Source organism: Pseudorhodoferax sp. LjRoot39 (assembly GCF_964253035.1).
GTDB lineage: Bacteria > Pseudomonadota > Gammaproteobacteria > Burkholderiales > Burkholderiaceae_C > Pseudorhodoferax.
Genome location: NZ_CAXUQL020000001.1, coordinates 6,812,573 through 6,838,874, shown reverse-complemented (window position 1 = coordinate 6,838,874; position 26,302 = coordinate 6,812,573). Strand labels below are relative to the sequence as shown.

The 26,302-nt window shown below is 68.7% G+C and carries 24 protein-coding genes and 1 tRNA gene; 11 read left to right on the top strand and 14 right to left on the bottom strand.

Annotation, left to right across the window (positions count from 1 at the left end; all coding sequences use genetic code 11):
* Positions 1–75: 75 nt before the first annotated feature.
* The 3 genes from ACSQ4M_RS31970 to ACSQ4M_RS31960 are packed head-to-tail and all read right to left on the bottom strand — an operon-like array spanning position 76 to position 5,819.
* Entirely contained in the window at positions 76–1,515 is a 1,440-nt protein-coding gene (locus ACSQ4M_RS31970) for an efflux transporter outer membrane subunit (RefSeq protein ID WP_436193382.1), read from the bottom strand.
* Positions 1,516–1,518: 3 nt separating this feature from the next.
* Positions 1,519–4,656 carry an efflux RND transporter permease subunit gene (locus tag ACSQ4M_RS31965; protein WP_436194099.1) on the bottom strand — a complete coding sequence of 1,046 codons (3,138 nt, stop codon included), beginning with the start codon at positions 4,654–4,656 and terminating at the stop codon, positions 1,519–1,521.
* Positions 4,657–4,661: 5 nt separating this feature from the next.
* Positions 4,662–5,819, bottom strand: coding sequence for an efflux RND transporter periplasmic adaptor subunit (locus tag ACSQ4M_RS31960; protein ID WP_436193381.1), 1,158 nt, complete (start codon positions 5,817–5,819; stop codon positions 4,662–4,664).
* Between the two features lie 149 nt (positions 5,820–5,968).
* On the opposite strand from ACSQ4M_RS31960, the gene ACSQ4M_RS31955 reads away from it, so the two are divergent.
* The 4 genes from ACSQ4M_RS31955 to ACSQ4M_RS31940 all read left to right on the top strand — a co-directional run bounded on the left by ACSQ4M_RS31955 (position 5,969) and on the right by ACSQ4M_RS31940 (position 10,768).
* On the top strand, positions 5,969–6,526 hold the full coding sequence (locus ACSQ4M_RS31955) for a TetR/AcrR family transcriptional regulator (RefSeq protein WP_436193380.1): 558 nt from the start codon (positions 5,969–5,971) through the stop codon (positions 6,524–6,526).
* 29 nt (positions 6,527–6,555) lie between these two features.
* Positions 6,556–7,029, top strand: coding sequence for a PaaI family thioesterase (locus tag ACSQ4M_RS31950; protein WP_436193379.1), 474 nt, complete (start codon positions 6,556–6,558; stop codon positions 7,027–7,029).
* 206 nt (positions 7,030–7,235) lie between these two features.
* A complete protein-coding gene (locus ACSQ4M_RS31945; protein WP_436193378.1) occupies positions 7,236–9,212 on the top strand; it encodes a PhoX family protein in 1,977 nt (658 codons plus the stop codon).
* Positions 9,213–9,319: 107 nt separating this feature from the next.
* Positions 9,320–10,768, top strand: a complete 1,449-nt coding sequence (locus ACSQ4M_RS31940; RefSeq protein ID WP_436193377.1) for a formimidoylglutamate deiminase — start codon at positions 9,320–9,322, stop codon at positions 10,766–10,768.
* Between the two features lie 63 nt (positions 10,769–10,831).
* On the opposite strand, the gene ACSQ4M_RS31935 is transcribed toward ACSQ4M_RS31940, so the two are convergent.
* Together ACSQ4M_RS31935 and ACSQ4M_RS31930 are read right to left on the bottom strand one after the other, a co-directional pair.
* Positions 10,832–10,908, bottom strand: a tRNA-Pro gene (locus ACSQ4M_RS31935).
* 16 nt (positions 10,909–10,924) lie between these two features.
* Complete coding sequence (locus tag ACSQ4M_RS31930) at positions 10,925–11,854, bottom strand: polyprenyl synthetase family protein (protein WP_436193376.1); 930 nt, start codon at positions 11,852–11,854, stop codon at positions 10,925–10,927.
* Positions 11,855–12,087: 233 nt separating this feature from the next.
* On the opposite strand from ACSQ4M_RS31930, the gene rplU reads away from it, so the two are divergent.
* From rplU to proB, 4 genes are all read left to right on the top strand, one after another.
* Positions 12,088–12,399, top strand: a complete 312-nt coding sequence (gene rplU, locus ACSQ4M_RS31925) for a 50S ribosomal protein L21 (protein ID WP_056181609.1) — start codon at positions 12,088–12,090, stop codon at positions 12,397–12,399.
* Between the two features lie 11 nt (positions 12,400–12,410).
* On the top strand, positions 12,411–12,671 hold the full coding sequence (rpmA, locus tag ACSQ4M_RS31920; protein WP_056657108.1) for a 50S ribosomal protein L27: 261 nt from the start codon (positions 12,411–12,413) through the stop codon (positions 12,669–12,671).
* A 77-nt stretch (positions 12,672–12,748) separates the two neighbouring features.
* The gene (gene cgtA / locus ACSQ4M_RS31915; RefSeq protein ID WP_436193375.1) at positions 12,749–13,819 is read left to right on the top strand and encodes an Obg family GTPase CgtA; all 1,071 of its coding nucleotides are present in this window, start codon (positions 12,749–12,751) and stop codon (positions 13,817–13,819) included.
* Positions 13,820–13,823: 4 nt separating this feature from the next.
* Positions 13,824–14,972, top strand: a complete 1,149-nt coding sequence (proB, locus tag ACSQ4M_RS31910; RefSeq protein ID WP_056657102.1) for a glutamate 5-kinase — start codon at positions 13,824–13,826, stop codon at positions 14,970–14,972.
* Between the two features lie 2 nt (positions 14,973–14,974).
* On the opposite strand, the gene ACSQ4M_RS31905 is transcribed toward proB, so the two are convergent.
* Together ACSQ4M_RS31905 and ACSQ4M_RS31900 are read right to left on the bottom strand one after the other, a co-directional pair.
* Positions 14,975–15,511, bottom strand: a complete 537-nt coding sequence (locus ACSQ4M_RS31905; RefSeq protein WP_436193374.1) for a CNP1-like family protein — start codon at positions 15,509–15,511, stop codon at positions 14,975–14,977.
* Positions 15,498–16,148, bottom strand: a complete 651-nt coding sequence (locus tag ACSQ4M_RS31900; protein WP_436193373.1) for an RNA pyrophosphohydrolase — start codon at positions 16,146–16,148, stop codon at positions 15,498–15,500. Before ACSQ4M_RS31900 ends, ACSQ4M_RS31905 begins: the two co-directional genes overlap by 14 nt.
* 113 nt (positions 16,149–16,261) lie before the next feature.
* Here ACSQ4M_RS31900 and ACSQ4M_RS31895 point away from each other — a divergent pair, with 113 nt between their 5' ends.
* Complete coding sequence (locus ACSQ4M_RS31895) at positions 16,262–18,001, top strand: proline--tRNA ligase (protein ID WP_436193372.1); 1,740 nt, start codon at positions 16,262–16,264, stop codon at positions 17,999–18,001.
* Complete coding sequence (locus ACSQ4M_RS31890; RefSeq protein ID WP_436193371.1) at positions 17,998–18,642, top strand: lytic transglycosylase domain-containing protein; 645 nt, start codon at positions 17,998–18,000, stop codon at positions 18,640–18,642. Before ACSQ4M_RS31895 ends, ACSQ4M_RS31890 begins: the two co-directional genes overlap by 4 nt.
* Here ACSQ4M_RS31890 and ACSQ4M_RS31885 read toward each other — a convergent pair.
* The 6 genes from ACSQ4M_RS31885 to hemA all read right to left on the bottom strand — a co-directional run bounded on the left by ACSQ4M_RS31885 (position 18,632) and on the right by hemA (position 24,641).
* Positions 18,632–19,951: a hemolysin family protein gene (locus ACSQ4M_RS31885; RefSeq protein WP_436194098.1), complete on the bottom strand. Its 1,320-nt coding sequence runs from the start codon at positions 19,949–19,951 to the stop codon at positions 18,632–18,634. The genes ACSQ4M_RS31890 and ACSQ4M_RS31885 overlap by 11 nt on opposite strands.
* Positions 19,948–20,943 (bottom strand): AAA family ATPase, encoded by a 996-nt coding sequence (locus ACSQ4M_RS31880; protein WP_436193370.1) that lies wholly within the window; start codon positions 20,941–20,943, stop codon positions 19,948–19,950. The genes ACSQ4M_RS31885 and ACSQ4M_RS31880 overlap by 4 nt, the downstream gene beginning before the upstream one ends.
* A gap of 93 nt (positions 20,944–21,036) precedes the next feature.
* Positions 21,037–21,363, bottom strand: a complete 327-nt coding sequence (gene grxD / locus ACSQ4M_RS31875; protein WP_436193369.1) for a Grx4 family monothiol glutaredoxin — start codon at positions 21,361–21,363, stop codon at positions 21,037–21,039.
* A gap of 30 nt (positions 21,364–21,393) precedes the next feature.
* The gene (prmC, locus tag ACSQ4M_RS31870; RefSeq protein WP_436193368.1) at positions 21,394–22,215 is read right to left on the bottom strand and encodes a peptide chain release factor N(5)-glutamine methyltransferase; all 822 of its coding nucleotides are present in this window, start codon (positions 22,213–22,215) and stop codon (positions 21,394–21,396) included.
* Positions 22,212–23,297 (bottom strand): peptide chain release factor 1, encoded by a 1,086-nt coding sequence (prfA, locus tag ACSQ4M_RS31865; protein ID WP_436193367.1) that lies wholly within the window; start codon positions 23,295–23,297, stop codon positions 22,212–22,214. Before prfA ends, prmC begins: the two co-directional genes overlap by 4 nt.
* Positions 23,298–23,363: 66 nt before the next feature.
* Positions 23,364–24,641: a glutamyl-tRNA reductase gene (gene hemA / locus ACSQ4M_RS31860; protein ID WP_436193366.1), complete on the bottom strand. Its 1,278-nt coding sequence runs from the start codon at positions 24,639–24,641 to the stop codon at positions 23,364–23,366.
* Between the two features lie 69 nt (positions 24,642–24,710).
* Between hemA and ACSQ4M_RS31855 the strand changes: the two genes are divergently transcribed.
* Positions 24,711–24,974 (top strand): hypothetical protein, encoded by a 264-nt coding sequence (locus ACSQ4M_RS31855; protein ID WP_436193365.1) that lies wholly within the window; start codon positions 24,711–24,713, stop codon positions 24,972–24,974.
* A gap of 1 nt (position 24,975) precedes the next feature.
* On the opposite strand, the gene ACSQ4M_RS31850 is transcribed toward ACSQ4M_RS31855, so the two are convergent.
* Entirely contained in the window at positions 24,976–26,280 is a 1,305-nt protein-coding gene (locus tag ACSQ4M_RS31850) for a GNAT family N-acetyltransferase (protein ID WP_436193364.1), read from the bottom strand.
* Between the last annotated feature and the right edge of the window lie 22 nt (positions 26,281–26,302).

Sequence of the window (26,302 nt, the reverse complement as noted above, 5' to 3'; positions counted from 1 at the left end):
TGAGTCAGTGATTCAATGCATCGAAGCATCCGCGCTTGCCCTGGCGCAAGCCAGGGCGGCCACGGACGGTGCGCTTCACGACGCCGGCGGCATCTCGCCCGCCAGGCCGCCGCCCAGCACGCGGTACAGCGTCACGCGGCTTTGCAGCGCGCTGAGCCGGGTCGTGACCAGGCTTTGCTGCGCGCTGTACAGCGTGCGCTGGGCGACCAGCGCGTTGAGGTAGGTGTCCACGCCGCGCTGGTAGCGCGCGGTGGCGAGTTGCTCGCTGCCGGCCGCGGCGCTGACCAGGTCGCGCTGCGCCGCCAGTTGCTCGGCGATGGTGCCGCGCGTGGCCAGCGCGTCGGCCACCTCTTTGAAGGCGGTCTGGATCGCCAGCTCGTAGCTGTTCAGCGCCACCTTCTGCTCGGCGCGGTCATGGTCCAGGCTGGCCTGGCGCGCGCCCCCGTCGAAGAGCGGCAGCGAGACGGCCGGTGCGAAGCTCCACACGCCCGTGCCGCCGCTGAACAGCGTGGCCAGCGCCGCGCTCGCGATGCCGCCCGTGGCCGTCAGCGAGACCGAGGGAAAGAAGGCCGCGCGCGCGGCGCCGATGTTGGCGTTGGCCGATTGCAGCTGGTGCTCGGCCTGCATCACGTCGGGGCGGCGCAGCAGCACCTCGGACGACAGGCCGGCCGGCACCTCGGCCAGCCAGCCGTCGGCCTGGGGCAGGGTGGTGGGCAGCAGCGCATCGGCCACCGGGCCGCCGGTCAGCAGCTCCAGTGCGTTGCGGTCTTGCGCCACGGCGGCCGTGGTCGAGGCCACGTCGGCGCGCGCCTGCTGGTAGACGGTCTCGGCACTGCGCGTGTCCGCGGCCGAGGCCGCGCCGAGTTCCTGGCGCTTGCGCGCGATCTCCATGCTGCGCTGGGCGCTTTGCATGGTCTGGCGGGCCGTGGCCAGGCGGTCCTGGTCGGCCGCCAGCGCGAGCCAGGCGTTGGCGGTCTCGGCGATCAGCGCGATGCGCGTGGCGCGCGCGGCCTCGGCGCTGGCCAGGTAGGTCTGCAGCGCGGCGTCGCTCAGGCTGCGCGTCTTGCCGAACAGATCGAGTTCGTAGGCGCTCACGCTGGCCGTGGCGCTCACGCTCTGCGTGGTGACGGCCGTGCCGTTGTTGAGTGAGCGTGCCTTGCTGCCGTCCAGGCCGGCCGAGACGGTGGGGAACAGGGCGGCGCGCTGCTGGCCGTACAGGGCGCGCGCCGATGCGATGCTGGCGATGGCCTTGCGCAGGTCGCGGCTGCCGTCCAAGGCCTGGGCCACGACCTGCTGCAAGCGGGTGTCCAGGATGAACCAGCGCCAGGGCAGGTCGGCCGCGCTGGTGCCCTGGTCGGTGGCCGGCGCGTAGGCCGCGCCCGTGGGCCACTGCGCCGGCACGGGTGCGGCGGGGCGTTCGTAGCTGGGCGCCATCGAGGCGCAGCCGGCCAGCACGAACACGGTGGAGGCGATGCAGGCCGCGGCGATGCGCGCGAGGGGACGTGGTCGGGCCATGGCTCAGGCTCCTTGGGTGGTGGCCGGTGCGGAGTCGGCATGCGGGTCGCCGGCCCGGAACAGGCGGCGCACCAGCACGAAGAACAGCGGCACGAAGAAGATCGCGAGCACCGTGGCCGTCAGCGTGCCGCCGACGATGCCGGTGCCGATGGACACGCGGCTGTTGGCGCCCGCGCCGGTGGACAGCGCCAGCGGCATGACCCCGGCGATGAAGGCCAGCGAGGTCATCAGGATGGGCCGCAGCCGCAGCCGCGCGCCCTCGACGGCGGCGGCCACGAGGCTCTGGCCACGCCGGTGCGCGGCTTCGGCGAACTCGACGATCAGGATCGCGTTCTTGGAGGCCAGGCCGATCGTGGTCAGCAGCGCGACCTGGAAGTACACGTCGTTCTCCAGCCCGCGCAAGGTGGCCGCCAGCACGGCGCCGATCACGCCCAGCGGCACCACGAGCAGCACCGAGATCGGGATCGACCAGCTCTCGTACAGCGCCGCCAGGCACAGGAACACGACCAGCAGCGAGATCGCGTAGAGCTTGAAGGTCTGGCCGCTGGACAGCCGCTCCTGGTAGGACAGGCCGGTCCAGGCGTAGGTGCTGCCGGCCGGCAGGCCCTGGGCGATCTGCTCGACCTGGTCCATGGCCGTGCCCGAACTCATGCCGGCTGCGGGCTCGCCCTGGATCTCGTAGGAGGCCAGGCCGTTGTAGCGCGACAGGCTTTCGGGCCCGTTGGTCCAGCGCGTGGTGGCGAAGGCGGAGAACGGTGTCATGGCGCCGCCGCTGCCGCGCACGCGCCAGTCGGCCAGGTCTTCGGGGCTGGCGCGGAACGGCGCGTCGCCCTGCATGTAGACCTTCTTGACGCGGGCGCGGTCGATGAAGTCGTCCACGTAGGTGCCGCCCCAGGCCGAGGCCAGCGTGCTGTGGATGTCGGCGATCGACAGGTCCAGCGCCGAGGCCTTGGCGTTGTCGATGTCCACGGCCAGCTGCGGCGTGTCTTCCAGCCCGTTGGGGCGCACGGCCGCGAGCTGCCGGTTCTGCGCGGCGCTGCCGAGCAGGCTGTTGCGCATGTCCTTGAGCTGGGCACGCGTGGTGCCGGCCTGCGCCAGCAGCATGAAATCGAAGCCGTTGGACTGGCCCAGGCCCGGCACCGAGGGCGGGTTCAGCGTGAAGATCTGCGCGTCGCGCACGCCGGCCAGGGCCTGGGTCGAACGCCCGGCGATGCTGTCGGCGCGGTTGGCCGCGCCCGGGCGTTCCTTCCAGTCCTTGAGTTCGACGAAGGCCATGCCGGCGTTCTGCCCGCTGCCGCTGAAGTTGAAGCCGCCGACCGTGAACACCACGTCGGTGTTGTCCTTCTCCTGCGTCAGGAAGTAGTGCTCGACCTGCCTGGCGGTCTCCACGGTGCGGCCCATGGTGGCGCCCACGGGCAGCGTGTACTGCACCATGACCTGGCCCTGGTCCTCGGTCGGCAGGAAGCCGGTGGGCAGGCGCATGAACAGCACGGCCAGGCCGGCCAGCAGCAGGCCGTACAGCAGCAGCCAGCGCGCGGGCGAGGCCAGGATGCGCGCCACGCGGCTGCCGTAGCGGCCGGTCATGCCTTCCATGCGGGTGTTGAACCAGGTGGCCAGGCGGCCGCGCGGCGCGCCGTGGTCGTGGGCCTTGAGCAGCGTGGCGCACAGCGCCGGCGTGAGCGTCAGCGCCACCACCACCGACAGCACCATGGAGGCGACGATGGTGATGGAGAACTGGCGGTAGATCACGCCCGTGGAGCCGCTGAAGAAGGCCATGGGCAGGAACACGGCCGACAGCACCGTGGCCACGCCGACCAGCGCGCCCGTGATCTCGCCCATGGAGCGGATGGTGGCCTCGCGCGGCGAGAGCTTTTCCTCGGCCATCACGCGTTCGACGTTCTCCACCACGACGATGGCGTCGTCCACCAGCAGGCCGATGGACAGCACCATGCCGAACATGGTCAGCGTGTTGATGGAGTAGCCGAACACCGCCAGCACGCCGAAGGTGCCCAGCAGCACCACGGGCACGGCGATCGCGGGGATCAGCGTGGCGCGCCAGTTCTGCAGGAACACGAACATCACGAGCACCACGAGCGCGATGGCCTCGACCAGCGTCTTGGCCACTTCCTCGATCGAGATCTTGATGAACTTGGTGCTGTCCTTGGGGTAGGCCACGGCATAGCCGTCTGGCATGCCCAGCTTGAGCTGGTCGACGGCGGCGAACACGCGCTCGGCCGTGGACAGCGCGTTGGCGCCGGGCGCCAGCATCACGGCGATGCCCGAGGCCGGGTGGCCGTTCAGCCGCGTGACGCTGTCGTAGGACTCGCTGCCGAGCTCCACGCGCGCCACGTCGGACAGGCGCACGGTGGCGCCGCCGCTGGCGTGCTTGACGATGATGTCGCGGAACTGCTGCGGCGTCTGCAGCATGGACTGCGCCGTGACGGTGGCGTTGAGCTGCTGGTTGCCGGCCGCGGGCAGCGCGCCGATCTTGCCGGCCGTGACCTGGGTGTTCTGCGCCTCGATGGCGGCCTGCACGTCGGAGGGCATCAGGCTGTAGGAGGCCAGCTTCTCCGGGTCCAGCCAGATGCGCATGGCGTACTGCGCGCCGAACACCTGCACCGAGCCCACGCCTTCCACGCGCGCGATGGACTCCTGCATGTTGCTGACCATGTAGTCGGCGATGTCGGTGGCGCTGGCTTTGTCGGTCTGGTCGTAGACCGCGATGATCACGAGGAAGTCGGTCTGCGACTTGGTGACCGTGACGCCCTGCGACTGCACCGACGACGGCAGCCGCGTGAGCGCCTGCTGCACCTTGTTCTGCACCTGCACCTGGGCGGTGTCGGGGTTGGTGCCCTGCTTGAAGGTGACGTTGATGCTGGCGCTGCCCGCGGAGCTGCTGCTCGACGAGAAATACAGCATGCCGTCCAGCCCCGTGAGCTGCTGCTCGATGATCTGGGTGACGCTGTTCTCCACCGTCTGCGCGTTGGCGCCGGTGTAGGTGGCCGAGATGCGCACCGTGGGCGGCGCCACGTCGGGGTACTGGGAGATCGGCAGCGTCTCGATGGACAGCGCGCCGGCCAGCATGATGGCGATGGCGATGACCCACGCGAAGATGGGCCGTTGGACGAAGAAGCGGGCCAGCATGCTCAGCGACCTTCCTTGCCGGCGTCGGCCACCTTGGCGGCGGTGTCGGTCTTCAGCTCGACCACCTTGACCGTGCTGCCGGCCTTGACCTTGGAGGTGCCTTCGACGACCAGGCGGTCACCTTCGGTCAGGCCGCCCGAGACCAGCCACTGGTCGCCGACGCTGCGTTGCACCGTGACCTCGCGCTGGCGCACCTTGTTCTCGCCATCGACCACGAGCGCCGTGGCATGGCCCTTGGGGTCGCGCGTGATGCCCTGCTGCGGTGCCAGGATGGCCTTGGGGTCCACGGCCTGGTCGAGCAGCGCGCGCACGTACATGCCGGGCAGCAGCTGGCCGTCCGGGTTGGGGAACACGGCGCGCAGCGTGACCGAGCCCGTGGCGGGGTCCACCGCCACCTCGCTGAACTGCAGGCGGCCGGTGCGTGCGTAGGTGCTGCCATCCTCCAGCGCGAGCTTCACGCTGGTGCTGCCGGCCTGCAGGCCGTCCTGCGCCAGTGCGCGGCGCAGCTGGAGCAGGGCCACGCTGGTCTGCGTCACGTCCACGTAAATCGGGTCGAGCGCGCGGATGGTGGCCAGCGCGGTGTCCTGGCTGGCCGTGACGAGGGCGCCGGGCGTCACGCTGGAGGTGCCGATGCGGCCCGAGATCGGCGCGCGCACCTGGGTGTAGCCCAGGTTGATCTGCGCGGCCTCGTAGGCGGCGCGGGTCTGCTCCACGCTGGCCAGGGCCTGCTCGTAGGCCACGCGGGCGTCCTCGGCGTCCTGCCTGGAGACGCCCTCGATGGCCAGCAGTTCCTGGTAGCGCTGGCTCTTGAGCCGGGCCGCGTCGACGGCGGCCTTGGCGCTGGTCCAGGACGCCTTGGCCTGGTTGGCGGCGACCTGGTAGCTGGCCGGGGCTATCTCGTAGAGCACCTGGCCGACCTGGACCAGCGCGCCTTCGGTGAACTTGCGCGCCTTGACGATGCCGCCGACCTGGGGCCGCACGTCGGCGCTGAGCGCAGCCGTGGTGCGGCCGGCCAGTTCCTGCTGCAGGGGCACGGCCTGGGTGTGCAGCGTGACCACGCCGACCTCGGGTATGGCGGGTGGGGGCGGCGCTGCCTCCTGCCGGGTGCAGGCGGAGAGCATCACGATGGCCGCAAGGCCGAGGGAGGGAAGGCGTGTCATGGCAGAAGACCTTGCGTGCGGTATGAAATTCAAAGAATGAACGTTCATTCTCAAATAGCATTGCAAGCCGCCTGTTGTGCTCTTGTAAAGACTCTGTGAATACCGCTCCCGTCCGCAGTCCCCGCCCGCCCAAGCAAGAGCGCGATGCCTTGCGCCGGGCGCAGATCGTCGAGGCCGCGCGCCAGAACGTGCTGCGCTGCGGCTTCCATGCCGCGCCCATGGCGCAGATCGCCAGCGCCGCGGGCATGAGCGTGGGCCAGATCTACCGCTACTTCCCGGGCAAGGACGCGATCATCCGCGCCATCGTCGAGGACATCATCGAACGCAGGCTGGCGCGCATGGCGACCAGCGGCGAGAGCCCGTGCACGCCCGAGCGGCTGGCCGCGCGCACGCCCGAACGCGACGCGCGCCATGCCGAGGACGCCGTGCTGATGCTGGAGATCACGGCCGAGGCCACGCGCCACGCCGAGATCGCGGCCATCGTGCGCGAGGCCGACAAGCGCAGCCAGCAGCAGGCGATCGCCAAGATGCTGCGGCTCATGCCCGGGCTGTCGCCGGCCGAGGCGGCGGCGCGCTGCGAGGTGGTGGCCGTGCTGATCGAAGGCACGGTGTTCCGCCAGCCGACCGAGATGCAGGCCGACCGGGCAGCGCTGGAGCGGTTGTACGCCCGGCTGCTCGCGGTGCTGCTCGAAGGCCGGGACTTCTGACGCGCGCGGCGCTGCCTATGATCGGCGCCATGCCAGACACCGCTCCCGCCATTCCTGCCGGCTTTCGCCCCATCGTGATGGGCGGCCCCTTCATTGCCGCCAACGGCCCGCTCTATGGCCGCTTGACCGGCGAGAAGCTGCAGCTGGGTTTCCGTGTGGAGCCGCGCCACACCAACCCCATCGGCACCTGCCACGGCGGCATGCTGGCGAGCTTTTGCGACATGCTGCTGCCGGCCATGACCATGTACCAGGGCACGGACGGCCGGCGCAGCTTCCTGCCCACGGTCAACCTGCAGGTCGACTACGTCGGCGCGGCGCCGCTGGGTGCCTGGGTGCAGGGCGAGGGCGAGGTGCTGCAACGCACGCGCACCATGGTGTTCGCGCAGGCGCTCGTGACGGCCGACGGCGCGCCCGCGCTGCGCACGAGCGGCATCTTCCGCTACCGGCCGCCGCAGGACGACGCGCCGCTGGACTTCGATCCGCTGCGGCTGCGCGGGGACTGAAGGCGCCGGCGCGCAACGCGCCGTGACATCTGCGCGCAACGGCGGGCTTTGTCAACACGCCCGCTGGTCATGCGGGCTTCACGGGACTGTCACGGGCGGTTTCGACCATCACGCCCGCAAGCCAGCCTCTGCCTGCGAAATACACCATGCACAAAGCATGGCGGGGAAGCGTCTTGTCCTTTTTCCCACCACAGGACTGTGCCCCGATGCGTTCGATCGATCCAGAAAACATCCCCACCAACACCAGCGCCAACCCCCACTTCAACGAACTCGTCGAGCGTGCCCGTTCGCGCCGCGGCTTTCTCAAGAGCGGCCTGGCCATGGGGGCCGTCGGCTTCTTCGGCGCGGGCCTGAGCGCCTGTGGCGGCGGTGACGGCGACGACAGCGGCCCGATGCTCGGCTTCGCGGCCGTGGCGGCCGCGACCGGCGACGACATCGTCGTGCCGGCCGGTTACCGGCACGCCGTGTTCTGCCGTTGGGGCGATCCGCTGTTCGCCAACTCGCCGGCCTGGAAGCCGGACGCCACCAACACGGCCGCCGACCAGGCGCTGCAGTTCGGCGACAACCACGACGGCATGCACTTCTTCCCGCTGTCGGACAACAACAGCACCGAAGGCCTGCTCGTGATGAACCACGAGTACATCAACCCCGAGTACTTCTACACGGCGGCCGAGCAATCCGGTGCCACGCCCTGGTCGCTGGAGCAGGTGCGCAAGGCCCAGCACGCCCATGGCGTGTCGGTCGCCCATGTGCGCCTGGTGGGTGGCAACTGGCAGGTGGTGATCCCCTCGCAGTACAACCGCCGCATCCACATGAACACGCCCATGCAGCTGACCGGCCCCGTGCGCGGCCACGCGCTGGTGCAGACCAGCGCCGACCCGGCCGGCGAGGTCTCGCTGGGCACGGTCAACAACTGCGGCAACGGCTACACCATGTGGGGCACCTACCTCACCTGCGAAGAGAACTTCAACGGCTACTTCGGCACCGCCAGCACCACCGAGGCGCGCGACGCCAACATGCGCCGCTATGGGCTGTCGAGCACGGGCGCGGGCTACCGCTGGCACGAGGAGGACGAGCGCTTCGACTACGCGCTGGTGCCCAACGAGCCCAACCGCCTGGGCTGGATCGTCGAGATCGACCCGTTCGACGCCTCGTCCACGCCCAAGAAGCGCACGGCGCTGGGCCGCATCAAGCACGAGAACGCGGCGCAGACGCTGGCCAAGGACAACCGTGTCGTGGTCTACATGGGCGATGACCAGGCCAACGACTACGTCTACAAGTTCGTCTCCGACGGCAAGTACGTGGCCAACAACCAGCGCGCCAACGTCAACCTGCTGGAAACCGGCACGCTGTACGTGGCCAGGTTCGGTGCCGGCGCCACGGTGGGCGACATGATGGGCACGGGCGAGTGGGTGGCCCTGGTGCCGTCCACGCCGATCGCCGGAGGCAGCACGCTGGGCGCCAAGTACGGCGACCTGGGCGGCATCCTGGTCAACACGCGCCTGGCGGCCGACGATGTCGGCGCAACCAAGATGGACCGACCGGAGTGGGTGACGGTGCATCCGGAGTCGGGCGAGGTCTACCTCACGCTGACCAACAACAGCAGCCGCAGCACGGTGGACGAGGCGAATCCGCGCACCAGCAACATCTATGGCCAGATCATCCGCTGGCGCGAGACCGGCCAGGACGCGGCCGCTTTGAGCTTCGAGTGGGACCTGTTCGTGCTGGCCGGCAACCCGGCCCACACGGCCGGCGGCCTGCAGGCCGGATCGAGCAACATCAACGCCGACAACCTGTTCAACAGCCCGGACGGCCTGGCCTTCGACGCCGACGGCCGCCTGTGGATCCAGACCGACGGCAACTTCTCCAACCGCGGCAACTACGCCGGGATGGGCAACAACCAGATGCTGGTGGCCGACCCCGCGACCAAGGAGATCCGCCGCTTTCTGGTCGGCCCCTCGGGCTGCGAGATCACGGGCATCACCTGGACGCCGGACCAGAAGTACGTGTTCGTCAACGTGCAGCACCCGGGCGAGTACGGCAGCCATCCGCGCGCGCCGGCGACCGATCCCGCGGTCGATCCGCTGGCCTTCTCGCGCTGGCCCGACAACGGCGCCGGCGGCCGCCCGCGTCCTGCCACGGTCGTGGTCTGGCGGGAAGACGGCGGCAAGGTCGGCACCTGAGCCTTCGTTGATCTGCCGCAGGACGGCCCCGGTGCTGCAAGGCGCCGGGGCCGTTTTGCATGGAAGGGGCGGTGCAGAATGTGCAAAACCGAGCGGAAGGACGGCGCATGACGCATGAGGTGAGGCGGTTCCTGGCGAGCCGCGCATGGATCCAGGGGGCATGGGCGCGCGATGTGGTGTTGACGGTGGCGGCCGACGGCTGCTGGCTCAATGTGCTGCCCAATGCCAGCGCCGAGCAGCAGCGTGGCGCGGTGCGCTTGGGCGGACCCGTGCTGCCCGGCATGGTCGACGCGCACAGCCATGCGTTTCAGCGGGCCATGGCCGGGCTGACGGAGCGCCGGCGCGACGGTGCCGCCACCGCGGTCGACGACTTCTGGACCTGGCGCGAGCGCATGTACAGCGTGGCGCGGCGCATCACGCCCGAGCAACTGGAGGCCGTGGCCAGCCTGCTGTACGCCGAGCTGTTGCAGGCCGGCTACACCCAGGTCTGCGAATTCCACTACCTGCACGGTGCGCCCGACGGCCAGCCGGATGGCGCGCCGCTGGACATGGCCCTGGCCCTGGTGCGCGCGGCGCAACGCGTGGGCATCGGCCTCACCTTGTTGCCCACGCTGTACATGCGGGCGGGCTTCGGCGCTGACGCGCTGGGCGAGGGGCAGCGCCGCTTCGCCTCCACGCCGGACAGCGTGCTGCGCACGGTGGAAGCCGTGGCGCGCCTGGCCGTGGATGCAGAGACCAACCAGACCAGCCCCGGCGCCCTGCTGGGCGCGGGCGTGGCCGTGCATTCGCTGCGCGCGGTGGACGCCGTGGCCTTGCAGGAGGTGGCTGCGCACGCGCGCAAGGTGTCGCTGCCCTTGCACATCCATGCGGCCGAGCAGACGCAGGAGGTGGACGACTGCGTGGCCCACACCGGCCTGCGCCCGATCGAGTGGTTGCTGCAGAACGCGGCCGTGGATGCGCGCTGGAACCTGGTGCATGCGACCCACGCCACCCCGGCAGAACTGCAGGGCGTGCGCAAGGCCGGTGCATCGGTCGTGCTGTGCCCCAGCACCGAGGCCGACCTGGGCGATGGCGTGTTCGACCTGCCGGCCTACATGGCGCTGGGCGGGCGCTGGGCGGTGGGTTCGGACAGCCAGGTCTCGCGCCAGTGGACGACCGAGCTGCGCCTGCTGGAGTACACGCAGCGCGCCCTTTTGCACCAGCGCAATGTGGCGGCGCGCGCCGCGGGGCGCGACAGCACCGCCGCGGCCTTGTTCGAGGCGGCGATTGCCGGCGGGCGGGCTGCCACGGGCCAACGCATCGGGGCCATCCAGTCGGGCCACCGGGCCGATTTCGTGGTGCTGGACGACCAGTCGCCGGCGCTGCTGGGCATCCCTGCAGAGCACGTGCTGGATGCCATGGTGTTCTCCTCGCCCTCGCCGCGTCTGTGGGACGTGTTCGTCGCCGGGCAGGCGGTCGTGACGCAGGGCAGGGTGGTGGGCAGCACGTCGACCGTGCCGCTGGGGCCGCAACTGGGTGCGGCGTTCAGCGCGGCGATGGCTGCGTTGTGGCGCTGAGCTGCGGGCAGAGACAACAAAGGCCGCTTGCGCGGCCTCTTTTGCTCATGACAATGACTTGGCTGGTCGGGGTGAGAGGATTCGAACCTCCGGCCTCTACGTCCCGAACGTAGCGCTCTACCAGGCTAAGCTACACCCCGATTTGCAACTCAGGCCCTAGGACCTGCGCTGCAACAGCTGAGCCGCTAATTGTAGCAAAGCTTTTGTGTTGTCATTTGGAGACAGTTGCGAGATGGCCTCGATGGCGCGTTGCGCTTCTGCCGCGGCGGCTTCGCGGGTGATGTCCAGAGCGCCGGTTTCGCGCACGATGGCGATGATTTCGTCGATGTTGTCGACAGCACCGTTCTCGATCGCGACACGGATGGTGTCGCGTTGGGCTGCGGTGCCGCGCCGCATGGCGGCGATCAGCGGCAGCGTGCACTTGCCTTCGCGCAGGTCATCGCCGAGGTTCTTGCCCATCTCCTCGGGCGCGCCATCGTAGTCCAGCACGTCGTCGATGACCTGGAACGCCGTGCCCAGCGCCTGGCCGTAGTCGGCGCAGGCGCGTTCGATCTCGGGCGGGCTGCCGGCCAGGATGGCCGCGATGCGCGCGCTGGCCTCGAACAGCTTGGCGGTCTTGGAGCGGATCACGCGCAGGTAGCCGTTTTCGTCCAGCGAGGCGTCGTGCATGTTCACGAGCTGCATGACCTCGCCCTCGGCGATCACGTTGGTCGCCTCGGCCAGGGTCTGCATGATGCGCATGTCGCCCACCTCGACCATCATCTGGAAGGCGCGTGAGTACAGGAAGTCGCCCACCAGCACGCTGGCCGGGTTGCCGAAGGCCTCGTTGGCCGTGGCGCGGCCGCGCCGCAGCGTGGAGTCGTCGACCACGTCGTCGTGCAGCAGCGTGGCGGTGTGGATGAATTCCACCACCGCTGCCAGCGTGAAGCGCTGGGGCGAACGCTGGCCGAGCGCGCCGCACATCAGCAACAGCAGGGCCGGGCGCAGCCGCTTGCCGCCCGCGGAGATGATGTACTGTGCGACCTGGCCGACGAGCGGCACATCGGAAGAAAGGCGCTTGGCGATCAATCGATCGACTTCGCGCATGTCGTCGGCGATCAGCGCAACCGCCTCTGCGGTGCTGGAGTTGTGGACGGACAAAGGTGTGACCCAGGGTAATTGCGGCGGATTATAGGAAGCCGCTCCTGCCATCCGCCGGGCCGGCGCACTGGCTGGTCTGCGCCCGGCCCAGGGGTGCTATACTCGCGGGCTTCGCGGAAATTCGTCCGGCGATGGCTCACCCTCTAGAGCTTAGGTAGAGGGCTCATCAGAGGTTTCACATGTACGCGGTCATAAAAACCGGTGGCAAGCAGTATCGCGTTGCTTCCGGCGAAAAAATTAAAGTAGAACAGATTGCTGCGGATGTAGGCCAAGAGATCGTGATCGACCAGGTTCTCGCCGTTGGCAACGGCAGCGAGATCAAGGTGGGCACGCCCTTGGTGTCCGGCGCAACCGTCACGGCAACCGTCGTGGCGCATGGCAAGCACGACAAGGTGCACATCTTCAAGATGCGCCGTCGCAAGCACTATCAGAAACGTCAAGGCCATCGCCAGCAGTTCACCGAACTGCAAATCGGCGCGATCGCCGGTTAAAGGAATAGGTCATGGCACAGAAAAAAGGCGGCGGCTCTACACGCAACGGGCGCGACTCCAAGCCCAAGATGCTGGGCGTGAAGGCCTTCGGTGGTGAGCTGGTCAGCGCCGGTTCCATCATCGTGCGCCAGCGCGGCACGCGTTTCCATGCCGGCGGCAACGTCGGCGTCGGCAAGGACCACACCTTGTTCGCCCTGGTCGACGGCCACGTGTCGTTCGCCGTCAAGGGTTCGATGAACAAGCACACGGTCTTCATCACGCCGGCAGCCTGAGGACTTCGGTCCTCCGGAACCAAGCCCCGCTCGTCGGGGCTTTGTCGTTTTGGTCTCTTTAACTTGCGAGGTGGAGCATGAAATTTGTCGATGAAGCCACGATCGATGTCGCGTCCGGCGACGGTGGCAACGGCTGCGTTTCGTTCCGCCACGAGAAGTACAAGGAGTTCGGCGGCCCCAACGGTGGCGACGGTGGCCGCGGCGGCCACGTCTATGCGGTGGCCGACCCCAACCTGAACACCCTGGTGGACTACCGCTACACGCGGCGCCACGAGGCCAAGCGCGGCGAACACGGCATGGGCTCGGACATGTTCGGCGCGGCCGGTGCCGACATCACGCTGCGCATGCCGGTGGGCACCATCATCAGCGATGCCGAGACCGGCGAGCAGCTGTTCGAGCTGCTGGTGCCGGGCGAGGTCATCACGATCGCCAAGGGCGGCGATGGCGGCTTCGGCAACATGCGCTTCAAGAGCGCGATCAACCGTGCGCCGCGCCAGAAGACGCCCGGCTGGCCCGGCGAGAAGAAGGCCCTGAAGCTCGAGCTCAAGGTGTTGGCCGACGTCGGCCTGCTGGGCATGCCGAACGCGGGCAAGTCCACGCTGATCACCGCGGTGTCGAACGCGCGGCCGCGCATCGCCGATTACCCGTTCACCACCTTGCACCCCAACCTGGGCGTGGTGCGCGTCGGCCCGGAGCAAAGCTTCGTGGTGGCCGACCTGCCAGGCCTGATCGAAGGTGCATCGGACGGCGCGGGCCTGGGCCATCTGTTCCTGCGCCATCTGCAGCGCACACGCTTGCTGCTGCATGTCATCGACATGGCGCCCTTCGACGAGAGCGTGGACCCAGTCGTGCAGGCGCGCGCCATCGTCAACGAGCTCAAGAAGTACGACGCCACGCTGCACGGCAAGCCGCGCTGGCTGGTGCTCAACAAGCTGGACATGGTGCCGACCGAGGAGCGCGCCGCCAAGGTCAAGGATTTCGTGCGCCGCTTGCGTTTCAAAGGCCCGGTGTTCGAGATCTCGGCGCTGACGCGTGAGGGCTGCGAGAAGCTGGTGCAGGCCGTGTTCCAGCACATCCATGCCGAGAAGTCGGCCGAGAACCAGCCCGTCGCCATCGATCCACGTTTTTCCGAATCCTCCGACGCTTGATTCCATGACGCCACTTGCCCACTCGACCCTGCTGCGCGATGCGCGGCGCATCGTCGTCAAGGTCGGCTCCAGCCTGGTGACCAACGAAGGGCGCGGCCTGGATGAGGCAGCCATCGGCGAGTGGTCGCGCCAGCTCGCAGCGCTGGTGCGCGGCGATGGCGCGCGTGGCCGTGAGTTGATCATGGTGTCCAGCGGTGCGATTGCCGAGGGCATGAAGCGCCTGGGCTGGAGCACGCGCCCGCGCGAAGTGCACGCGCTGCAGGCCGCGGCCGCCGTCGGACAGATGGGCCTGGCGCAGATGTACGAGAGCAAGCTGCGCGAGAACGGCCTGGGCAGCGCCCAGGTGCTGCTCACGCATGCCGACCTGGCCGACCGCGAGCGCTACCTGAACGCGCGATCCACCTTGCTGACCTTGCTGCAGCACGGCGTGGTGCCGGTGATCAACGAGAACGACACCGTGGTCAACGACGAAATCAAGTTCGGCGACAACGACACCCTGGGTGCCCTGGTTGCGAACCTGGTCGAAGCCGATGTCCTGGTCATCCTGACCGACCAGCGCGGCCTGTACTCGGCCGACCCGCGCAAGGACCCGGACGCGCGCTTCATCGACGAGGCGCAGGCCGGCGATCCGGCGCTCGAGGCCATGGCTGGCGGTGTCGGATCCAGCATCGGCCGCGGCGGCATGATCACCAAGATCCTCGCCGCCAAGCGTGCGGCGGGCTCGGGTGCGTCGACGGTCATCGCCTGGGGCCGCGAGCCCGATGTGCTGTTGCGCCTGACGCAGGGCGAAGCCATCGGCACCTTGCTGGTGGCGCAAACGCAGAAGATGCAGGCGCGCAAGCAGTGGATGGCCGACCACCTGCAACTGCGCGGTGCCGTCGTCGTCGACGATGGCGCGGCGCGCAAGCTGCGTGGCGAGGGCAAGAGCCTGCTGCCGATCGGCATGACCGCGGTGGAGGGCGAGTTCTCGCGCGGCGACGTGATCGCCATCCGCGACAACCAGGGCCAGACCATCGCCCGCGGGCTGGCGAACTACGCCAGCGCCGAGGCCAGGCTGCTGTGCCGCAAACCGTCCAGCGAGTTCGAGGCCTTGCTCGGCTACACGGCCGAGCACGAGATGGTCCACCGGGACAACCTCGTGCTGAGCCGCTGAGCTCAGTTCGGGTAGACCGTCTGTGCGGGCGACTTCAGCTGCCGCACGATGTCTTGTACCGACGTGGGGCGCGCTTTGCCGTCGCAGCCGCCCTGGCGCGCGAAGGCCAGTGGGTACTTGACGCGCGTGGATTCCCAGAGCGACTTCCATTCGGGCTTGCCGACCGGCGTCCACCTGTCGACGTTGTAGCGCGCGTAGAGCTTGTATTCGCCTGTGTCGCAGCGAATCCCTTCGTACATGGCGGTCATCGCGCCGCTGGTGCTGCGGGCCACCATCACGTAGCGCACCACACCATCCTTGCCGATCTGCAGCGTCGCCGGATCGATGCCATAGCGCAATGCGCCTTGCGCGTCGACGGTCACGTCCACGAGCTTGCTCATGTCGAATGCCGGGGCGGCGGGCGCCTCGTTTTCGACCCACTCCGGTTCGTCCGGAGCGTTGCTGTTGTATTCCTTGCTGATGGACTGTGCACTGGCGGTTGCAGCGCACAGGGCGCCGGCGGCCAGGCAGGCCGCCAGGCGGCCGTTACGAAGAAGCATGGTTGCTGTGCGGAGCGGCGCCCAGCCGCTCGTTGGTTTGGGGATCGGGCTCGAAGCTGCCGCCGGGCGGCAATTCGAACTGCTGCGCCACGTCGTGGCGCAGATCGTGCGGATCATTTTCGCGCGTTCGCATGCTGGAACGCAGGTAGCGGTTGCGGTGGTCGTGGCGCGGCAGGTAGCGCGCCAGCTCGGTCAGCGCCATCTCGTAGACGCCGCGCTTGAATTCCACCACCACGTCCAGCGGAACCCAGTAGTCGTTCCAGCGCCAGGCGTCGAACTCCGGATGGTTGGTCGCACGCAGGTTCAGGTCCCAGTCGTGTCCTGTCAGCTGCAGCAGGTACCAGATCTGCTTCTGTCCCTTGTAGTGGCCGCGCGCATCGCGGCGAATGAAGCGGTCCGGCACCTCGTAGCGCAACCAGTCGCGCGTGCGCGCGACGACCCGCACATGTTCCGGACGCAAACCCACTTCTTCGTGCAGTTCGCGGAACATGGCCTGCTCTGGCGATTCGCCCCGGTCGATGCCCCCTTGCGGGAACTGCCAGGAGTGCGTGCGAATGCGCTTGCCCCAGAACACTTGGTTCTTGTGGTTGAGCAGGACGATGCCGACGTTGGGCCTGAAGCCTTCCCGGTCAAGCATAATCAAACCCCAATTTTTTAACTGAAACCATTATGCACAGCGTGGTCTGTGTATCAAGCGGCGACCAGCCCGCGCCGGTTTCGGGTCTTCCCTGCACACATTCCTTTTCGCCCATGAAAGCGTCCCAGTTCCTGATTTCCACGCTCAAGGAAGCTCCTGCCGATGCCGAGGTCGTCAGCCACCAGCTGATGACGCGCGCCGGCATGGTCAAGAAGCTCGGCGCGGGCATCTACACCTACATGCCCATGGGCCTGCGCGTGATCCGCAAGGTCGAGGCCATCGTGCGCGAGGAGATGAACCGCGCTGGCGCCATCGAGATGACCATGCCCGTGGTGCAGCCGGCCGAACTCTGGCAAGAGACGGGCCGCTTCGACAAGATGGGTCCGGAATTGCTGCGCATCCAGGACCGGCACGAACGCAACTTCGTGGTCCAGCCGACCAGCGAAGAGGTCGTGACCGACATCGCACGCCAGGAGCTGCGCAGTTACAAGCAACTGCCCAAGAACTTCTACCAGATCCAGACCAAGTTCCGTGACGAGCGCCGACCGCGCTTCGGTCTCATGCGCGGGCGCGAGTTCATCATGAAGGACGCGTACAGCTTCGACCGCGACCAGGCCTCGGCAAAGGCGAGCTACCAGGTCATGGCGCAGGCCTACCGTCGCATCTTCGACCGCTTCGGCCTGCGTTACCGTGCCGTGGCGGCCGACAGCGGTGCCATCGGCGGCGACCTGTCCGAGGAATTCCAGGTGATCGCCGCGACCGGCGAGGACGCCATCGTCTACTGCCCGGACAGCGCGTACGCGGCCAATATGGAAAAGGCCGAGGCGCTGGCGCCCACGCAGGCTCGCGCAGCCGCAAGCCAGGCCATGGCCAAGACGCCCACGCCAGGCAAGGCCACCTGCGCCGATGTGGCCGAGCTGCTGGGCGTGCCGCTCGCCACCACCGTCAAGTCGCTGGTGCTGGCCACCGAGAGCACCGGCGCCGATGGCGCAACCGTGGTGCGCGTCTGGCTGCTGCTGCTGCGCGGCGACCACGACATGAACGAAGTCAAGGTCGGCAAGCTCGCAGGCATGGAGCAGGGCTTCCGCTTCGCCACGCTGGCCGAGATCGACGCGCACTTCGGCTGCCAGCCTGGCTACCTGGGCCCGGTTGGCCTGCGTCAGCCGGTCACCGTGGTAGCGGACCGCGACGTGGCCGTGATGCACGACTGGATCTGCGGCGCCAACGCGCCCGACTTCCACATGACCGGCGTGAACTGGGGCCGCGACCTGCCCGAGCCCGACCTCGTGGCCGACCTGCGCAACGTGGTGGCCGGCGATCTGTCGCCGGACGGCAAGGGCGTGCTGGCCATCGAGCGCGGCATCGAGGTGGGCCATGTGTTCTACCTGGGCACCAAGTACAGCCGCGCCATGAACGCGAGCTTCCTGGCCGAAGACGGCAAGCCACAGTTCCTGGAAATGGGCTGCTACGGCATCGGCATCACCCGCCTGCCGGCCGCGGCCATTGAGCAGAACCACGACGCGCGCGGCATCATCTGGCCCGATGCGATCGCGCCGTTCACGGTGGCGGTCTGCCCGATCAGCCCGGACCGCAGTCCGGCCGTCAAGGAAGCTGCCGAAGCGCTGTACCAGGAATTGATGGCCGCTGGCGTGGACGTGATCCTGGACGACCGTGGCGAGCGCCCGGGCGCCATGTTCGCCGACTGGGAGTTGATCGGCGTGCCGCACCGCGTGACGATCGGCGACAAGGCGCTCAAGGACGGCCAGGTCGAGTACCAGCACCGGCGCGACGCTGCCGCCACGCGTGTGGCAACGGCAGAGATTGGCGCGTTCGTCAAATCACGCCTGGCTTGAACCCTGTCGCACCACGCCCCACAGCAGGCCTGTCCCGCCGCAGGCTGTTGGGGGGCGTCGCCAGTGCGGGTCTGCTCGGCCACAGCGCACTGGCCCATGCCGGTGGCCAGGTCGAGGAACCCCTTGCCGATTCGGTCCGCAGCGCGCTGAGCGCCGCCGTGGCCCAGTCGGCGCCGCCGGTGCCCGAATTCCACAGCACCGAAGCCCGCATGGCCTACCTGCGCTGGCTGGGCGCGGCCAGCCCGCTGCTGCTGCGCCGCAAGCCCGAGTGGAGCGAGCGCCGCGAGTTCCTGGACACAGTCTGGTACGAAAGCCGCCGCGCCGGCCTGGACACCGCCCTGGTGCTGGGCCTGATCGAGGTCGAGAGCAACTTCCGCCGCTTCGCCATCAGCGTGGCCGGCGCCCGGGGCTACACCCAAGTCATGCCGTTCTGGACGCGCGTCCTGGCCGATGGCGACCCGAGCCGGCTGTTCCACATGCAGACCAACCTGCGCTTCGGCTGCGTGATCCTGCGCCACTACCTGGACCGCGAGCGGGGCGATCTGTTCCTGGGCCTGGGCCGCTACAACGGCTCGCGTGGTCAAACGCCGTACCCCAACGCCGTGCTGGCGGCGCGCAAGCGCTGGAACTTCAGCGCGTAGGCGCCGCCGGGGTCGGATCGGTCATCCGCGAGACCATCACCTGGTCGATGCGAAAGCTGTCCACGTCCAGCACCTCGAAGCGAAAGCCGCCCCAGGTCACCGTGTCGGTGCGCTTGGGCACGCGGCGCAGCATCACCATCATGAAGCCGGCCAGCGTCTCGTACTCCTCGGCGTGCGGCATCTCGTCGATGACCAGCGCGCGCTGCACGTCCTGCACCGGCGTGGCGCCGTCGATGAGCCAGGAGTTCTCGTCGCGTTTGACGATCTGCTCCTCGTCCAGCGGGTAGGCGATGAGCTCGCCCATCACCGTGCTCATGACGTCGTTGAGCGTCACCACGCCCACCACGAAGCTGTACTCGTTGACGATGACCGCGAAGTCCTCGTGCACGAGCCGGAACTGGTCCAGCACCTCGGCCAGCGTGAGCCGGTCCGGCACCACCAGCACCTTGCGCACGAGCGCATCGTCCAGCAGCGAGATCGGCTGGTTGTTGAGCACGCGCTGGAACAGGTCTTTGGCGTCCACGTAGCCCACCACGCGGTCGATCTCGCCATCGCAGACCGGGTAGGTCGAGAACGGCTCGGCCGCGATGCGCAGCCGGATCACGGCGTCGGGCTCGTCGCGGCGGAAGAAGGCGATGCGGTCGCGCTGCGTCATGGCCGAGGAGACCGTGCGCGTGTCCAGTTCGAACACATTGGCGATGACCTGCTGCTCGCGCGCCGCCAGCGCGCCCGAGCGCGCGCCGGCCTCGGCCATGGCCAGGATGTCGTCCGAGGTGATGCGGTCGTCGCGCTGCGTCGGCAGGTCGAACAGCTTGAACAGGCCGTCGGCCGTGCGGCTGTAGACCCAGACCAGCGGCTTGAACAGCGACATGCAGGTCTGCATGGGTCTGACCACGCGCATGGCCAGCGCCTCGGGCTGGGTCATGCCCAGGCGCTTGGGGAAGAGGTCGGCGAACAGGATGAACAGCGAGGTGGTGACCAGGAACGACACCAGAAAGCCCGCCGTGCGCGCCTGCGCATCGTCCAGGTCCAGCCAGCGCCACAGGTCGGCGAAGAGCGGGCTCATGGCGCCCTCGCCGACGATGCCGCCCAGGATGGCGACCGCGTTCTGGCCGATCTGCACCACGGTGAAGTAGTGGCCGGGCTGCTCCTGCACCTTCATGACCAGCGTGGCACGCGCATCGCCCTCGTCGGCCAGCTGGCGCAGGCGCAGGCGCCGCGAGGCGGCCAGCGAAATCTCGGCCACGGAGAAGAACGCGCTGACCACGATCAGCGCGAACACGAGCAGCAGACTGGTCGAGAGGCTCAGTGGACGAACCCCATGCGGCTCTTGGCGGCGGCCGGGCGCGGCAGGTCGTCCACGCGCACGTGGTCGCGGCCGTCGAGCCTGGCGTTGCCAAAGCCGGTCATGAGCGCGCGGCGCATCTCGCGCGGCGCCAGCTCGGCCAGCGTGTCCAGCACGTCGGCCTGGGCCTCGGGCTGGAATTGCGGGCCCCAGCCATGCTCGCCGCGGATGCCGGCGTAGAGCTGGCCGGCGATCTGCCGGGCCTGCTCGGGCGTGGGCGCCGGGATGCTGAACACGTTCATGCGGTTCAGGATGGGCTCGGGGATGGCCCGCTCGTCGTTGGCCGTGGTGATCCAGATCACCTGGCTGGCGTCGATGGCCACCTCGGCGAACTCGTCGACGAAGTTCTGCGCCGTGTCGTGCTCCAGCAGGCTGTACAGCGCGCCGAGCGGGTCGTACTGCGCGTCCGTGCCGGCCTTGTCGATCTCGTCCACCACAAGCACGGGATTGGCGTACTGGCCGTCGACCAGGGCCTCGAAGACCTTGCCGGGCTTGGCACCCTTCCATTGCGAGGAGGCGCCCGAGAGCAGCCAGCCGGCCGTCATCGAGCTCATGGGCACGAGGTTCATGCCGGTGCCCAGCAGTTCGGCCAGCTTGCGCGCGAAGTGGGTCTTGCCGATGCCGGGCGGGCCCAGCAGCAGCATGGGCGTGACCTCCAGGCCATCGGGGCTGTTGTGGCTCAGCGCCACGTGGCGGCGTACATCATCCAGCGCCTCGGTGAAGTTCGGCAGCATCTGGTAGAGCGTGGCCATCTCGGGGATTCCGGAGGGCTTGACCTGGAAGCGCTCGGGGCCGCGTTCCAGCATGCGCTCGTAGGTGCTGCGCAGCTGCTCGTGCTCCTTGGACTGCAGCTTGGCCAGCTTGCGCTCCACGTCCTGCGTCTGGTAGACGCTGCGCATGCTGGCAACAGGCAGGTGGATCGGGGTGGCCGTCAAGGCCGTGCTGCGCGATTCCATCAAAGCTCCCAGTGAGACTGACGAAACCATTTCAGCATAAGCCGTGCCAGCCTGCCAGCGCCTGGCTGCCCCGTTGTCGGGCGCCGGCTGCCGTCAGGCGGCCGTCGTCCCCAGCAGCTGGCGCAGTTCACCCGACTCGTACATCTCCATCATGATGTCCGAGCCGCCGACGAACTCGCCCTTGACATACAGCTGGGGGATGGTGGGCCAGTTGCTGTATTCCTTGATGCCCTGGCGGATGCCGTCGTCGTCGAGCACGTTGACGGTCTTGACGTTCTTGGGGTCGACGCCGCAGGCCTTGAGCACCTGGATGGCGCGGCCCGAGAAGCCGCACATGGGGAAGCTGGCGCTGCCCTTCATGAACAGCAGGATGTCGTTGGACTTGACCAGGTCGGCTATGCGTTGTTGGGTGTCGTTCATGGGGAAACCTCCGGACGGAAATGGCGGCAATTATCCTGTGATCGGCCACTGGCCGCCGGAGCAGCGTGCGATGCCCGCCAGATCCATGCGGCTGCCGACCTGCACGAAGCCCTGGGCGCGCAGCAGGGCGCAGACGGCCTCGGCCTGGTCGTAGCCATGTTCCAGTAGCAGCCAGCCGCCGGGGCTCAGGTGAGCGGGCGCGTCGGCCACGATGGTGCGCAGATCGTCCAGCCCGTCTTCGCCCGCTGCCAGGGCCGACAGCGGCTCGTGCACGAGTGCCGCCAGGTGCGGGTCGGCGTCGGCGATGTAGGGGGGGTTGGAGACGATCAGGTCGTACGGGCCGTCCGCGCCCTGCAGCCAGTCGGCCTGCATGAACCGCACGCGCAGGCCCAGGCGCTGGGCGTTGGCGCTGGCCACGGCCAGCGCGTCGGCGCTGCGGTCCACAGCCGCCACCAGAGCGTCCGGTCGCGCATGGGCCAGTGCCAGCGCGATGGCGCCGCTACCCGTACCCAGGTCGAGGGCGCTGCCGCCACCGGGCAGGCGTTCGAGCGCCCATTCCACCAGCGTCTCGGTGTCGGGGCGCGGCACCAGCACGCGCGCGTCGACCAGCAGCGGCAGGCCGAAGAATTCCTTCTCGCCGAGCAGGTAGGCCACCGGCTCGCCCGCGAGCCGGCGCGCGGCCTGCGCTTCGAAGCGCTGCAGCACCTCGGGCGTGGGGACGTCCTGGTCGTGCGCGAGCAGCCAGGCGCGGTCGTTGGCGTCGTGGCCCAGCGCGTGCAGCAGCAGCAGCTGGGCGTCCAGCCGGTCCAGGCCGCGTACGGCCGCGGCAGCCAGGATCTGGGCCAGTGTCACGCCGCGCCGACTTCCAGCTCGGCCAGCTGCTCAGCCTCGCGCGCAGCGCGCAGCGACTGCACCACCTCTTCCAGGTCGCCTTCCATGATGAAGGACAGCTTGTACAGCGTGAGGTTGATGCGGTGGTCGGTCAGCCGGCCCTGCGGGAAGTTGTAGGTGCGGATGCGGTCGCTGCGGTCGCCGCTGCCGATCAGGCCCTTGCGCTCGGCCGCGTCCTTGGCGGCGCGCTCGCTGCGTTCCTTCTCCTGGATGCGCGCGAGCAGCACCTGCAAGGCCTTGGCCTTGTTGCGGTGCTGCGAGCGGTCGTCCTGGCATTCGGCCACGATGCCCGTGGGCAAATGGGTGATGCGCACGGCCGAGTCGGTCTTGTTGATGTGCTGACCACCGGCGCCGCTGGCGCGGTAGGTGTCGATGCGCAGCTCGGCCGGGTTGATCTGCACGGCCTGGGCCTCGTCGGGCTCGGCCAGCACGGCGATGGTGCAGGCGCTGGTGTGGATGCGGCCCTGGGTCTCGGTGGCGGGCACGCGCTGCACGCGGTGGCCGCCGGACTCGAAGCGCAGGTGGCCGTAGACGTCCTCGCCGTCCACGCGCATGACCACTTCCTTGTAGCCGCCCAGTTCGCTCGGTGACTCGCTGATGAGCTCGGTCTTCCAGCCGCGACGCTCGGCAAAGCGCGTGTACATGCGCAAGAGGTCGCCCGCGAACAGGGCCGATTCGTCGCCGCCGGTGCCGGCCCGGATTTCCAGGAAGGCCGCACGCGCGTCGTCCGGATCCTTGGGCAGCAGCATGCGCTGCAGTTCGTTCTCCAGTTCCGTGAGTTCGGCTTCGGCGCTGGCGATCTCCTCGCGCGCCATGTCGGCCATGTCGGGGTCGGCCAGCATCTCTTGCGCGGCGGCCAGGTCGGACTGGCGTTGCTGGTGGCGCGCGTAGCGGCCAGCCACCTGGGCCACGTCGGCATGCTCGCGCGACAAGGCCATGAACTGCTTCATGTCCGCCATGATGTCCTGGCGCGACAGCAGGAAGTCGAGTTCGGACAGGCGCAGCGCGTAGCGCTCGAGTTGTTGGCGGAGAAAGGGTTTCACGGGGCGACGGTCCAATGGGGGCAGGGCCGCAGCGCAGAGGCTGCGGTGAGGCGGCGATGGGCGCCGCTAACGCTCTTTGCGCAGGAACAGGCGCGAGATGGTCTCGACGGCGTGCGTGCGGGCCGGGCCGTCGCCCGCGTGCAACTCGGCCATGGCGCCGTGCAGCATCTTCTGCGTGAGGCCCTTGGCCAGGGCTTCGAGCACGGCGTCCACATCGTCGCCACGCGCCAGCTGCTTGCGCGCGCGCGCGAGTTCAGCCTGGCGCCAGGTATCCGCCTGGCTGTTGAGCTGGCGGATCAAGGGCACCACACCGTTCTGCGGGTCGCGCTGGCCCATCCAGTGCAGGAAGCTCTGCACGCCCGCGTCGATGATGACCTCGGCTTGCGCCACGGCCGCCTGGCGCTGGGCCTGGCCGGTCTGCACCACACTGGCCAGGTCGTCCACGGTGTAGAGGAACACGTCTTCCAGGCCCTTGACCTCGGGCTCGATGTCGCGCGGCACGGCCAGGTCGACCATGAACATGGGCCGGTGCTTGCGCTGCTTGAGCGCGCGCTCCACGGCACCCAGGCCGATGATGGGCAGCGTGCTGGCGGTGCAACTCACGATGGCGTCGAACTCGTGCAGCCGCGCCGGCAGGTCGGCCAGGCGCATGACCTCGCCGCCGAAGCGGCCGGCCAGCTTCTCACCGCGCTCCAGCGTGCGGTTGGCAATCGCGATGGACTTGGGGCTCTTGGCTGCGAAATGGGTGGCGGCCAGCTCGATCATCTCGCCGGCACCCACGAACAGCACGCGCACCTGGCCCAGGTCCTCGAACAGCTGCGAGGCCAGGCGCACGGCGGCGGCTGCCATGCTGATGGAATGGGCGCCGATCTCGGTGGCGGTGCGCACTTCCTTGGCGACAGAGAAGGAGCGCTGGAACAGCTGGTTCAGCGTGGAGCCCAGCGCGCCGGCCTCGTTGGCCACGCGCACGGCGTCCTTCATCTGGCCCAGGATCTGGGCCTCGCCCAGCACCATGGAATCCAGGCCGCTGGCCACGCGGAACACGTGGCGCGCGGCCAGGCCGTCGTGCAGCGTGTAGGCATGCGAGCGCAGCAGGGCAGGGGCCACGCCACCGGCATGGGCCATCCAGTCCACCGTGCGGTCGATGGCCTGGGCGTCGGCGGCGCCATTCGCGCAATAGATCTCGGTGCGGTTGCAGGTGGAGATGATGGCCGCCTCGGGACCCGACAGCGCCGAGCGCAGGCCGGCCAGCGTGGGGGCGATCTGGTCCAGGGCGAACGCAAACCGCCCGCGGAGATCCAGCGGGGCGGTGTGGTGGTTGATGCCGAGAGCCCAGACAGCCATAGCCGGCGATTATAAAATCCGGCGCCTCTTCCTGTCGCTTGACCTGTGTCAAGCCCTTCGCTCTCTCCCATGGGTGTTGTCGATCTGCTGCTGCACGGCCTGGCCTTCGTGCTGCCGGCCCTGTGCGTCGCGCTGTGCACCACGCTGGTCAGCCGTGTGGGCCGGGGCGGCGGCATGCGCTGGTGGAGCGCGTGGCTGCTGACCAGCCTGGCCGGCAGCCTGGCGCTGCTGGGCGCGCTGTGGGCGATGGGCCGCGACGGCAGCATCGCCGGCTACGCGGCGCTGGTGGCTTGCTGCGGCACCCTGTCCTGGCTGCTTTCGCTGCGCCGCTGAATCAAGCCAGCAGGTCGTGGTGCGTGTGGCCTGATTCCAGCGCGTGCACGCATTCGCGCCAGGGCTGGTCGGTGGCGTTGATCAGGAAACCGTAGGCGCCATAGTCGTCGTACCGCCGCCCGCGCATGACGGTGACCTGCAGCACCGATTGTTCGTCCGTGCCCAGGTGCACCACCACGCGGCCCGAGGTCTTGAGCGGCAATTCCTCGCGCGCATGGGCCTGGAAGCCCTCGTTCGACACGTCGACCACCTGCAATTCCACAAGCCGGCGCTGGCCGCCGATTTCGATCTCGAGCTTTCCCTTGCACTTGAGCGAAAAGCGCGGATGCCGGCGCAGCGTGTCCATCTGGGCCGGCGGCTGGGCCAGAGGCGGCAGCACGGCCTGGTAGGCGGGCAGGTCGTAGATCTCATGCAGCATGGCGATCTTGCGTGCATCGAGTTCAGCGAAGCCCTGGGTGCGCTGGTTGAAGAAGTAATCCAGCAGCGCCGGCGTCATGACCGGGTCGTTGGTGGTGTAGTAGCGCCGCTGTGGCAGACGGATGTTGGGCAGCTCCATCTTGAAGAAGTAGTGGTGCAGGCTCTTGCGCGGCGGCTTGCCGGCGTAGGCGCGCGCGAACAGCTGCTCGGCCTGGCTCAGGTCCAGCGTGGCGCCCACGGCCGGCGCGCCGTTGGCGAAGTCGTAGGCCGCCACCGTCTTTTGCGGCAGCCGGCGAAACGACAGCAGCGATTCGTAGAGCTCGATGTGGTACGGGTTGACCGCGATCACCAGGTGCCGCGTGTCGAAGAAGCGCGTGCAGTAGGCATGCATGAACTTCATGAGCGGGAACAGGATCGCGCCGCCGGTCTTGCGGTGCTTGGGGTGCACGGCCAGGGCCGAGACCTCGGCGATCTGGCCGCGCTCGGCCTCCACGCTGGACAGATCGAACACCGCCTGCAGCGGAAAGCCCAGCGGGCTCTGGCGGATCAGCGAGATCGTGCCCACGACCTCGTCGTCGTATTTGGCGCACAGCGTGGTGGTGGTCGGCAGTGCGTGGTAGATGGTGGCGCGCAGGCCCGAGGGCGCAGGCTGCATGAAGCCCACCGCCACGTAGGCGTCGTGCAGCAGCTTGAAGCAGGCCTCGAGTTCCTGCTGCGTGTCGGCGATCTTGAGCGTGAGCCGCGGGTCGGGCGCCGGGTCGCAGTCGACGAAGGAGCGCGCTACTGCGAAGCGCGCCGACTGCGGCATGAAGCCGATGGCCTGGCGCATGCCCTTGTGCAATGCGCGCCGCGTGCGCGAGAGCAGGGTCTGGGACTTGGTTCGGGCCATGGCGTGCCTCCTCGCCGCAGTA